9 protein-coding genes are annotated in these 11,829 nt (G+C 61.5%); 3 read left to right on the top strand and 6 right to left on the bottom strand.

The window, feature by feature from the left end; genetic code table 11:
- Window positions 1–843 (bottom strand): hypothetical protein, encoded by an 843-nt coding sequence (locus BV071_RS02050; RefSeq protein WP_035601353.1) that lies wholly within the window; start codon window positions 841–843, stop codon window positions 1–3.
- A gap of 101 nt (window positions 844–944) precedes the next feature.
- Between BV071_RS02050 and BV071_RS02055 the strand changes: the two genes are divergently transcribed.
- From BV071_RS02055 to BV071_RS02065, 3 genes are all read left to right on the top strand, one after another.
- Window positions 945–1,469: a hypothetical protein gene (locus BV071_RS02055; RefSeq protein WP_265593961.1), complete on the top strand. Its 525-nt coding sequence runs from the start codon at window positions 945–947 to the stop codon at window positions 1,467–1,469.
- Between the two features lie 128 nt (window positions 1,470–1,597).
- On the top strand, window positions 1,598–2,161 hold the full coding sequence (locus BV071_RS02060) for an elongation factor P (protein WP_035601357.1): 564 nt from the start codon (window positions 1,598–1,600) through the stop codon (window positions 2,159–2,161).
- Window positions 2,162–2,280: 119 nt separating this feature from the next.
- Entirely contained in the window at window positions 2,281–2,964 is a 684-nt protein-coding gene (locus BV071_RS02065; protein WP_035601360.1) for a hypothetical protein, read from the top strand.
- Window positions 2,965–2,983: 19 nt separating this feature from the next.
- Here the strand turns inward: BV071_RS02065 and BV071_RS02070 are convergent, their stop codons facing one another.
- The 5 genes from BV071_RS02070 to BV071_RS02090 form a co-directional block, all read right to left on the bottom strand.
- Complete coding sequence (locus tag BV071_RS02070; RefSeq protein WP_035601362.1) at window positions 2,984–4,180, bottom strand: ABC transporter ATP-binding protein; 1,197 nt, start codon at window positions 4,178–4,180, stop codon at window positions 2,984–2,986.
- Window positions 4,180–4,992, bottom strand: a complete 813-nt coding sequence (locus tag BV071_RS02075) for an ABC transporter permease (RefSeq protein WP_052572766.1) — start codon at window positions 4,990–4,992, stop codon at window positions 4,180–4,182. Before BV071_RS02075 ends, BV071_RS02070 begins: the two co-directional genes overlap by 1 nt.
- Window positions 4,989–7,604, bottom strand: a complete 2,616-nt coding sequence (locus BV071_RS02080) for a glycosyltransferase (RefSeq protein WP_035601364.1) — start codon at window positions 7,602–7,604, stop codon at window positions 4,989–4,991. The genes BV071_RS02075 and BV071_RS02080 overlap by 4 nt, the downstream gene beginning before the upstream one ends.
- An 85-nt stretch (window positions 7,605–7,689) precedes the next feature.
- The gene (locus tag BV071_RS02085; protein ID WP_081885728.1) at window positions 7,690–8,745 is read right to left on the bottom strand and encodes a glycosyltransferase; all 1,056 of its coding nucleotides are present in this window, start codon (window positions 8,743–8,745) and stop codon (window positions 7,690–7,692) included.
- 280 nt (window positions 8,746–9,025) lie between these two features.
- Window positions 9,026–11,476 carry an ELWxxDGT repeat protein gene (locus tag BV071_RS02090; protein ID WP_265593963.1) on the bottom strand — a complete coding sequence of 817 codons (2,451 nt, stop codon included), beginning with the start codon at window positions 11,474–11,476 and terminating at the stop codon, window positions 9,026–9,028.
- Window positions 11,477–11,829 lie beyond the last annotated feature (353 nt).

Here is an 11,829-nt window from a genome sequence, read left to right on the forward strand (position 1 = left end):
TCAAGGGGCGGGTTCCGCCTGCGGGTAGATGGCGGAGAGGTCATTGACCGGCCAGCCGGCGGCGAAGAGCCAAGACCCTTCAATGATCGACTGAAAGTTGTCGAAGCCCCCCTGCCCGTCCGGGATCACGTCGTCGATCGAGCCCGAGATGGCGTAGAGAGAGCCGGCACCGTCGATGTAGCGGTATTCCAGATCGCTACCGACCCGCACCGGGCGCAGGGACAGGGTGTGCTGCCACATGCCTTGGACGTTCATCGTCGAGCCCTCGGTGCCCGCTCCCGATTGGGTGGAGAAGGTCAGGAAGGTCTCGGACTTGGTGATGGACTCGTCGCGGAAGGACGAGGCGATCGTATCGCCAGCGGTATTGAAGCGCTCGAAGCTGGTGGCATTCACCGCGCTGGCCTCGCCGTAAGTCTGCATGTCGAAGTAATTACCGACATAGATCGGTGCAGAGCCCGGCCGTGTGATGTAAAAGGTCGGGATCGAACTCGCCTCATTGTAGATCGCCTTGAGCGACCAGCCGCTGACGCTGGAGATCACGCCCTCGCTGACGAGGAAGCCGAGGAATTCGCGGTTCCCGAGCCGGGCGGTGACCATCCGGGACTGATACTCGTAATTGTCCTGGACCAGATTCCCTTGGAAATCAAAGCGCGACCACTCGTTCTCGTAGTTCGCGACCCGTGGGTAGATGATCCGGCCGGTATCGTCCTTCTCGTAGGTGCCGGGGACGGTGTATTGCTCCGTAAGTCGGAGGGTGACCAGAGATTCCGTGCCTAGAGAGGCGTGGGCGATCCCGGCGAGGGCGGCGGAAAGGGCGAGGAGATAGGTGCGTTGAAAGGTCATGGCCACTGAAATGACGGAGGTTTCGCCGATTCTATTCACCTAGCAAATGGATTCGTGAGAATGCCCGTGACGAGACCCTCCGCATGATTCAGGCTGATCGCATGCGTGGATTCCGCAAAATCGCCACCATGGTTCTCGCCGCGACTTTCCTCCTCGCACCCCGAATCTGCGTGGCTCTGGAAGGGCGAGGCTTGGAGTCCGTTCCCCCGGAGCTGCTCAAGGATCTCGGGGACATCCATGACACCAAAGTCACGGCGACGGAATTCATCCTGCCGGGAGAGGGCTATTTCCTGCAGATCGACAAACTTGGCGAGCACGGCGAAAGCAAAGGACGCCCGCATCCCTTGGGCCCCTGCAAGCACTTGACCCTGCTTGTGGTCCAGGGCAAGGGCATGGGCGTGAGCCCGCGACTCAAGGACGGGCCGGAGGGGCTCCAGATCCGGGTCTGGGCGAAGGGGCCCAGCGAGGAGCACGGATATTCGGTCAGCTACACGATTCCGGACGGAAGCGCCTCCGATTCAAAGGAAGATCCAGCGGGAGACTGCCTGCTCCAGCGGGTGGACCGGGACAGCAAGAAGCGCCAGATGGGCTACCTGAGCATCCGGGTCGTGAAGCCGGAAAAATAATGATCCCCCGGGCAGTTGCATGGCCCCCCAAACCTGATTTCCAGCGGGTCCGAAGGCGCTGGGTCACTCCTTTTCGACTCCACGCTTGCACCCGGCCCTCTCAGCGCCTATTCCGCCGGTCCGCAACCATGGCCAGCACGCCCGCAATCAACCTCCGGAAGGGACACGCCGTCCGTCACAACAACGACGTCTGCGTCGTGATCTCCCACGAACTCAAGACGCCGCCACGCATGGCGTCCTACGTGGTGATGTCGATTCGCAGCGTCAGCAACAAGAAGGTCTCCAACCTGCGCCTGACCTCGAACGACTCGATGGACTCGGTGCTACTCGAGCGCATCCCGCACGAATATTCCTACAAGGATTCCGGCGGTTACCACTTCTTGCACAACGAGACTTTCGATGACGTGGCGATCCACGACGACATCATCGAGTCCGTTCGCGACTACCTCATCGAAGGCAACACCTACACTCTCCTCTTCGCGGACGGTCTGGTGGCTGACATCGAACTGCCGCCGTCGATGGTGATGGTGGTGGCCGAATCGCCGGAAGGCGTGAAGGGTGACTCTGCGAACAACGCCTACAAGGCCGCGACGATGGAAACCGGCCTGGTGGTGCAGGTTCCGCTCTTCATCAACCCGGGCGAGAAGCTGATCATCAAGACCGAAGACGGCAGCTACATCAGCCGCGCCTGATCCGATCGAAGTTTTTCCGGAAGGCCGGGTCCCGCTGGGGATCCGGCCTTTCCTTTTCCAGGGGGGCGTCTTCAGCCATCAGGCTTGACCAGCGACTGGCGCTTCAAGGAGATAGTTTAATGAAACTTGGCATTCTACCTTTCCTGCTTGGGTCCTTCGCTCTGGTGACCCTCGGATGGCAGGATGTGTTCATGGCTTTGAAGCATCGCGAAGTCGTCGAGGTTTCCCTCTCCGACTACATCAAGAACCGTCCGGATGCCAAATGGCTGAAGATCACCGGCGCGCGGTTGGATATCCTTCACGCCATCTACTTTTCCCCGCGGTTTCTCAAGATGGATGCCCAGGATGTGTATGTGCCTGTGGTGGTTCCCGGCAACGATCCTAGCAAGGAGACAATCCACATCGTCCTTCACAGCAGCTCACCGGAGTTACTGAAATTGATCAACGAGGCCAAGGGCTTCGGCGACGACGGAAAAGTGGAGACCAAGCAAAAGGGCATGGACTTGGTCATGCAAAGCCTGGAGGCCTCCCTCCTCACCCGGGATATCGGAGGACTAGTGCAATACGGGCTCAGCTCGAACGACAAACGCGATTTCGAGATCAGGAAGGACAATCCGAATATCGCCAAGGATTTCGTCGTGCTGGAGGACGGCGGCAAGCCATCACTCCTGAAAGGCCTCCTCATCATGGCCCCAGGACTTCTGCTCGGAGCGGGAGTAGTCCAACATATGCGCAAGGGAAAGCAGCCGCAACCACTGCCGCAAATGCCGCCCCGGCCGAAGCCAATCGTGCGCGCACCGTGAGACAAGCAAGAGAGCTACCTCAGGTCCCCTTCCCGCCACCAAACTGCCAGCGGCATGGCGGAGCCAAGAGTCCCTTGTGTGCGGGTGCGCCTTCCACGGTGAAGGGATAGGCGTGCCAGTGGTAGTCGTAGGCGTGCTTCCAGTCGGACTCGAAGATGCCCACGTCCAGGAAGTAGTTGCCGGCAGCAAGCTCGAGGCGGTCGATCTCGAAACGAATCTCCCTACGCTCCCCTTTCTCCCGGAGGTCCGGGACTTCTACCCGGGCCATGTGGGTATTCGTATCCAGACAAGGGGTGCCGTCTTTCTTGCTGATCGAGACGGCAAATACCGGTGAGTTCACCGGGACCTTGGCGTGATAGCACAGCGTCACTCCCAGCGCATCACCGCTGAAGATCATGTCGCCGGGATGGAACACGACTGAATCGAGTTCGACCTCAAAGGTGCCGAAGCGATTCTCACGCGGCACGAGGTCCAGCCCGCCGCTGGTACGTTTGGGACCATCCGGCGTGCGCCGCAGGGTCTCCTCCCGCATCTCGGTTTCGTAGAGACCGGCCACGACTTCCGCAGTGCCGAGGGCTGCCACTTCGCCGGAGCGCAGCCAGAGGACGCGGTCGCACAACTGCCGGACCTGCTCCATGCCGTGGGACACCATCACGATGGCACAACCGCCGTCGCGCAGAGCCCTGATCCGAGCATGGCACTTCGCCTGAAAGGCGAGGTCACCGACGGAGAGGAACTCATCCACCAGCAGGACTTCCGGATCGGTGTGGACCGCCACGGAGAAGGCGAGGCGCATCATCATCCCGGTGCTGTAGGTGCGCACCGGCTCATCGATGAACTCTTCCAATTCCGCGAAGGCGACAATCTGATCCATCCGTGCCTCGATCTCCCGCTTCAGCAGACCGGCCACCACGCCCGCAAGCACGGCATTCTCCCGGCCTGTCAGGTCGCCGAGGAATCCGCCTGCGAGGTCGAGCAGGGCGCCGATCCGGCCAGCCACGCGGATCGATCCGGTGCTGGGTCTTCCCACCCCACCCAACAGGCGGAGCAGTGTGGACTTCCCCGCCCCATTCGCGCCGACGACCCCGAACATCTCGCCGGGGGCCACACTGAAGCTCACGTCATGCAGTGCCCACGCATGCTGTCGCGCGCTCCTGCCCTTCGAGGTGGGGCGATACTGCTTGCAGACTTTTTCGGCAATGATCCTGGACTCCATTACATCTCCTCCACGAAGCGGTGGCTTTGGGCGATGAACATCTTCCGGCCGAGCACCAGGAAGAACAGGCCTATTCCACCTAAGATCCAAAGAGGCTGTGCCTCCGGCCAGACGCCGTCCAGCAGGACGCTTCGCCATGCCGCCACCATGCTGACCATCGGGTTCAGGTAGAACCAATTGCGCATCGCTTCCGGCACGACCTCGATCCTGTAGAAGATCGGCGTCACGAACATCATGAGCTGCAGCAGCACCGAGACGATGTGCTGGGTATCCCGGTGCAGCACGTTCAGCGAGGCCAGCGGATAAGCCAGCCCGACGCAGAGGAGATACTGGATCACTGCGAGCCCCGGCAAGGCCAGCCAAGCAACGGTAGGATAGATCCCATTGCACCAGAGCAGAATGAACATCAGAGGCAAGGCGATCGCCATGTGCAGGAAGCGCACGTTGACCGTCACGAAGGGCAGCATCGCCAGCGGAAAGCGTGGCTGCCGTGCCAAGGCGAAATTCCCCGTGATCAAGCTCACGCTGCCACCGAGCGAACTCTGAAACCAGCCCCAGACCAAGACCCCCACGAAGACGTAACAAGGGTAGGAGTGGACCTGCGTGCCCAAGGCATCCTTGAAGATGGTGGAGAACACGATGACCTGCAGCAAGGGCCCGCCCAGCGCCCAGCCGAAACCGAGGAAAGAACGCTTGTACTGGGCCTTGATGTCACGCCGCGTAAGTACGGTCAGCACATCCCAACCGTGCCGCCACTTGCGGGCGGAGGAAGAAGCCTGGGGGTGATCCAGGGTGGTCTGCTCGAAGCTCATGCCGGTTTAGCTACGGACGGCTCCTGTTGAACCCCGGACGGCTCATTTGGCACTTCCATCAACGCATGTCGAGCGCCGGTGCCGTGTCGACTCACATGGCGCATGCTTTGCCACAGGGAAAGCGGGCCGAGCATCATTCCGACAATCTCCACCGCCAAAAGACGCCACGGATAGCGGTCACGCCCCCGGACCTTCGCCCAGAGCCGCGATGCCATGGACTGCGGCAACTCGTAGCCCAGCCTCACCAGCGCCCGCTTGTCGCGGAAGCGGAGATAGGTGAGCATGTGGTAGGCAACGTGACCCTTTGAGTAGGCCATGATCTGCTTGCGCAGCTCACCCATGGTCACGCGGTGGTGGTGCCATGCCATGGCTGCGGGCTCGTAAACGATCACATGACCGCGGCGGAGCACCTGATAGAACCAGAGGGTATCCTCGCCCACGCCCGCGGGAACTCCCGCGCCCAGACGCTCGTCGAAGTGGCCGATGGCAGGATCTTCGAAGAGGCTGCGGCGGAAGGCCAAATTGCCGGTGCCGCCGAGTTGCCAGGTCGGCGTAGCCCGGCGCTTCCAGCGGTGGAACCAGTATTCGTCGAACTCCCGCTGTTGGTAGCCGCGGCAGAAGCCGCCGTATTCCTCGAACTGCATCTCCGCCTCGCTGTCGAGGCTGGCCGGCAGCGTATTCCCGGTCACGGCGGAGACGTCATTCCGTGAAAGTGGCGCCACGAGATTTTCCAGCCATTGCGGCGAGACCTCCATGTCGTCATCGGTCATCGCCACGATTCTCTCACGGGCCGCGGCCACACCGGCATTCCGGGCGTAAGAGGAACCGGGCCTGTGTTCCTCGACAAGTTCGACGCCCGGAAACTCCTTCAGGAGCTCCCTCGTCGAGCCGGAGCCCGGGCGATTGTCTACCACGATGTACTGGACCCGGCGCTTGGTTTCGGAAGCGAGGAGCGAAGTAAGACAGCGCCGGAGATCATCCGGCCGGCCACAGGTGGCCACCATGATGGAGACCCCTTCCATTTCCTCCTCCGCTTCTTCGAGCTTCAGCGGTGCCGGATTCAAGCGCTCTTGCCAGCGCGCAATCTCGGCCGACCATGCCACGGAAGGATTTTGTTCGCCGAGTGTCACCACCTCCCACCACAGGTGCTTGGAGATCTCGTCGGCGAGCCGCGATGGCACCACCGCGAACTCCTGGCAGCGAACCTTGACGCGACCAAGCGGACGACCCTTCCACTGCACGAAGACGTTCAGGGCATCCCTGCCCTGTCCTTGGTGCAAGGTTGGCAGCGGTTCGGCGATATCGACGCTCACCATGGTGCTGCGGTCGATCTTCCGCGGGGCTTGGCGGGGAGCGAAAGGGATCAGGAATTTGTCGGGACGTTTGGATTCGTCCGGCACGATCTTTTCCCGGGCCCGGCGGTAGCCGCCCTTCCCCTTCATGTAGCCCTTGATCTCGGCCATGACCAGATCGCGGGGGAACCATTCCGGAGACCACAGGGCGCGGGCCAAGCGTGCCCATGCCCAGTACTTCCACCACCAGCGGCACAGATTCTTGATCGCCGCTTGGTCCGTGGGGAACTCTTCCGCCTCGCGCTCGAAGAAGCAGCGGGTGGCATGACCATAACTGTAGAGGAGCTTGTGCAGCTCGGGCATCGAGCGGCGGTGGCGGTGCCTCACGATCGCGGTGGGCTCATAGAGACAAGCCATCCCGGAGCGGATGCAGCGGAAGAAGATCTCGTGATCGCCACCGCCCAAGGTGGGAGTACCCACATCGAGGGCTGGATCGAAGTGGCCGATTTCGTCGAAAAGTTTGCGGCGGATCGCCATGTTCGCGCCCGCGCCGAGCTGACCTGCCCCGATCAGGTTCCAGGGCATCGGCTCGCCGCGCCGCGACTTCAGATAGTTCCTGACGCAGCCCCGGCCGAAGCCGCCGTAGCGCTCGAACAATGCCTGGGCTTCCGTCTCCAGTTCGGCGGGCTCAATCAGGCCGGTCACCAGTCCGACCTCGGGATCTTCCGCGAAGACTTTCCCAAGTGCCTCCACCCAGCCGGAATCGACCATCACATCGTCATCCGTGTAAGCGACGATCTCGCCCTTCGACTCCACGATCGCGCGGTTCCGGGCGTGGTCGAGGCCGGGAGTATTCTCCCGCACATAGCGGCACTGGGGATACTTGTCCTTCACCAACCGCTCGGTCGCTTCCGTCGCCGGGGCATTGTCCACGACGATGATCTCGAGTGGCTGAACCCGCATCGAGACCAGCGCTGCGAGGCACTTGTCCATATCGTCCGGGCGGTCGCGGGTGCAGACGGCCACGCTGATGGTGGGCACAGCGGGCGCAGGTGTGGGTGCCCCTGCGTGCAGGGAAGCATCCTCGCCCATTAGGATCCGGCGCGCCATCTCGCGCCCCAAACGGGGCTGGAGGTGGTTCATGATCCGGTAGGCAACCTCGCCAGCCAGAACCTTGCCGGCAACGACGGGAACCTGAATGACGCCCAAGGGGACGCCATCCCAGCGGACCAAGACCCGTGCGGCCTTGTAGGAATCGCCGACTTGCCGATCGCCTGGGTGGACGATGTCATAGTCGATCGGGGAAATGGGTAACAACATGTCTGGGGGGTGGGTGGAACAGCTTCGGGCGTTCCGGCAGGGAGTTCCGGAAACACCATTTGAATCTACTGAGAGAACCGTGGCGCTACAGGAGCGGTCCGGCCGGGCGATGCTTGAGGAGCGCGTCCTCCTTCTTTCCCTTCCCTTGGGGAATCGGGCGGGAGCGCTTCCTGTCACGAAGCCCGCGTAGCTTGATGATCGCTAGCTCCGCCAGGCTCTTGAGGCCCATGCGGCGCATCCTGCGGCTGGCGATCAGCATGGGATCGGCCCGGAGCGCTTTTCCCAAGGCCCAAAGGCAGCCCGAGGGGTCTTGGGCATTGCAGGATTTCGCGACGAGATAACTGTAGAAGTTGGCGGCCGAGGTCCGGAACAGTTCCGGTGCCAAGTCCGGATTCCGCTGCCTGACCTGAGTCATCGCACATTCATAGGACTCTCCCATGCTGCGCGCGTCCATGCTCATGCAGCCGGGTGCCAAGCGGTACATCACCAGGGTTTCAGCAACCAAGCCGACTTGGTATTTCTCAGCGATACGGAGAAGCAGCTCCCAATCCTCACAGCCCTGCATGCCATGCTGCTCGTCGCGAGTAAGATAGGCTCCGCACTCCTTCAGCGCCGTGGCGCGGAAGATCGGCACGCTGGCATTTCCGACGAAGTTGCGGATCAGGAGGTCCGCCAAGACCGATCCCCGGGAGTCCGAGGGGAAAGCGCCGGTAACAACCCGTCCCGCCGCGTCGATCTTTTCGGACCAGCAGTAGGCGAAGCCCATCGCATCCCCGCCTGCCTCCATGCAGTCCACCTGACGGGCGAGCTTCTCGGGATACCAGAGGTCGTCCGCATCCAGCGGCGCTATGTAATCACCCCTAGCCGCGGCGATGGCCCGATTGCGAGCCGCGCCGACGCCAGCATTGTCTTGGCGGATGAGTATCACCCTCGGATCACGGGCGGCAAAGGCCGCAGCAATTTCATGGGTGCTGTCCGTGGACCCATCGTCCACGACCAAGATTTCAATTTCGCGAAGTGACTGGGAACAAACCGAGTCCAAAGTGGCAGGCAACCATTTTTCGGCATTGTACGCCGGTACGATTACTGACACCCGGGGCTGGGTAATCCGCCGGGGGGAAGGGTGTAGCATTAACGTCATAATGCTTAAAGACGCCAACTATTCAATGCCAAAGAGAACCTAGAAATATTTGGTGGTTTCCCCTACATCGGCATCAGCGCGAACATTTACGGAGATCTGCGTAGCCACCCTGCATTCAGAGTGTTCTGGAAGCTGACCGGGGGCGGGCTCAAGATATTAAGGGCTCCAGTCGAAGCAGATAGAGGGGAAATTTAATGCGTATATTTACGCATTACCTACTTTAACCTCGCTACCCGGAGGCAACCTTGATGAGCGAGCAAGCTTGATCCCTCTGATCCGACTACTGGCTCTGAAGGTCCGCGGAGACATCCATGGCGAAGATCTCGCGGCCGGTTTGCACCGTGGTCGCATCGAAGAAGAGCTGCTCCCCTACTCGCGCCAAGCGCATCGGGGACGAGGAGCCTGAGTCGCCGGTGAGGTCGGCAACCATGAAGGTGCCAGCTTCGCTGCCGTCACTCTTCCACAGTTCCCGGCCGTGGATGCCATCCTCGGCGGCAAAGTAGATCGTATCCCCCACCAAAGCGAAAGAGCCGGGACTGGAAGATCTGGCGCTACCTGGGGCGATGTCCTTCAGGAGCCGGGTTCCTTCCGGCGTGCCGTCACTGGTCCAGAGCTCCCAGCCGTGATTTTCGTCCCAGCCGCTGAAGAACACACTGTTTTCCAGGCCGGCTCCCAGTTCCCCAATTCCGATCCCGAAGGTCGCGACCGCAAAGGTGCCGGCTTCCGTGCCATCGCTGCGCCACAGCTCATAGCCCACCGTGAACCACAGGAAGTCCCCGGACACGGTGAAGCCCGAGAGGTAGCCGTCTCCGAGCGCCTTGATCTTGCTCGTGCCCTGGTTGGTGCCGTCGCTCCGCCAGAGGTCGTGGTTGTCGGTGAAGAGCAAGAGATTACCCAGTTGATGGAGGTGCTCGGGCTTGTAGAGCCATGAGCTGCCATCTCGGACCCTCGCGACCTGACCGCTTTCGGCATCGGCGTTCCACAAGGAGCGATCGGTGGTTTGGAAGAAGGCTCCGCCGGGTCCGGCGACCAGGCTGGTCGAAACGATACTGTCGGACTTGAACAAGGAGAAGGTGCCCGGGGCATCGCCGCGGGAGGCCCAGATTTCACGATCCCCCATCAGGTAAGCCCACTCGCCGGAGCGCACCATATCGGTCAAATAGGCCGGGTAGGTTTTGGCCGGGATCCCCGGGATCAATTTGGCAGAGCGGGCGCTGCCATCACTGACATGGAGGGTGCGCCGCCTGAGCCTGGACTTCTCCTTATTGAGGAAGAGGATCTGGTCGCCCAGCACCAGATGATCGGTGGCCGACCACCCCCAACTGTTCCTGGGGACCGTTTCGAGCGGCAAGGTCCCGGCTGCGGTGCCGTCACTGATATAGAGCGTATTGTTGCGGCCATCACCCGCGAGGAAGACGGCAGAGTCGCCAAAGGGAACGATGTGGAAGTCGCCGTAGTCGGAGCTGGTTTGGAGGGCGTTGCCGGTGCCGGCGCCCAAGCGGGTCAATTCACTGCTCTTGCGCGTGGCCACGTTGTGCTGCCAGAGGCCGAAGTAACCGTTCTTCACCGCCGGGAAGTAGAGGCTATCATCCTGGTGGGTGATGGAGATGCTCGATACATTCAAGCCCTTCGCTTGACCTGCGAGTGGCTTGGTCCCCTTGAGCGAGCCATCGGTTCTCCAGAGACGTCGTTGCTTGCCGTCGTTGGCGCTGAAGTAGACCTCGTTGCCGAGTTGGTGGAAGCCACTGACCTGCGAGCCGTATTCCCCGCGGTTGATGTCCTTGAGAAGGTGGGTGCCCTCGGGGCTGCCGTCTGAAACCCATGGCTCCGCGCCAAGCCGCTCATCATCCGCGACGAAATAGAGTTTCTGGCCACGCACAGCGAAGGCTGTGGGCGCCTTGGCCGCGTATGGCAGTTGCTTGAGAGGCTTGGTCCCTGCGGGTGTGCCGTCACTGCTCCAGAGCCACCAGCGGTAGGTTGTGGAATTCAGGAGCGCGACGAAATGAAGGTCAGCCCATCCTCCGGCATCGCGGGCATCACTCCACGTCTGTGTTTCCACCAGCTTCACAAACTCATTCCCGCGAAAGGCGCGCCAGTCCCAGGAGTCGCAGAAGGTGGAGATCCAGCTCCCCGCGGGACGCAGATCCAAGATGGCGACCGATGGAGTACCGAGGTCGAAGGTGCTCTCCGAAGTGCCGGAGGATTTGAGGAGGCGACCGGCCTTTGTCGCGAAGTAGACATCATCTCCGAGGCCGGCGATGTGCTTCAAGGTCGGAGGCGTGTCGTAAGGCGGATAGTAGGGTTGGGAGACCGAGCTACGGGGTGCACGAGCAGCTGCAGGGGCTGCGGTCACAGCAAAGGTCCCCGCGAGGGTTCCATCAGTGCGCCACAATTGGTCTTCGGCCTGGCCGGCATAGAACCAGTAGAGTCCATCCTGGATCAGGCCATTGCCACCGAGGGGTGAAGCGATCTGGAAGGTGCCTTCCGCGGTGCCGTCGCTCCGCCACAAGCCTTTCACGTCCGCGTCCGCCACGTAGAAGAGCAGGATGCCGTTCACCTGCCCGACCATCCCGATTCCGCTCAAGCTGGTCCCGGGCTTGAGGTCCTTCACAAGCCGGGTGCCGGTGGGGGTGCCGTCCGAGGTCCAGAGTTCGGAACCGTGGCTGGACTCCGAACCGAAGAAGTAGATCCGCTCGCCGACCTGATAGAGCGAGCTGATGCCGCGGTCCACGGGCGGGCCTGAATTGATATCTTTGACCAGATGAGGCAGCCCTTGGGCCATTGCCGGGGCGGCGAGTAGAAGCAGCGAGCCGAATACGGCTGGAAGCGGCGAAGTAGGCTGTGCGGGGGGAACTGGGTGTGCAGACATCATCTAAGTCGGAGTCCGGCGCACTAGATAGGGGAATATCTGCGGAATCCAGCAAATAGGCTCTGTTCCTATCTGCATTGAGGGCATTGGAAAAAGAGGATCGCCGGCAGCCTGAGGTCGGGTTGGTCGAGTGGATGCGATCGAAGTTGCCGCCATCGCGGCCAAACTTCCCGCTGTGGAGCGACTTTGTGAAATTTTTCACAAAGTGCGCTTGC

The sequence above is a fragment of the Haloferula sp. BvORR071 genome (assembly GCF_000739615.1).
Taxonomy (GTDB): domain Bacteria; phylum Verrucomicrobiota; class Verrucomicrobiia; order Verrucomicrobiales; family Akkermansiaceae; genus Haloferula.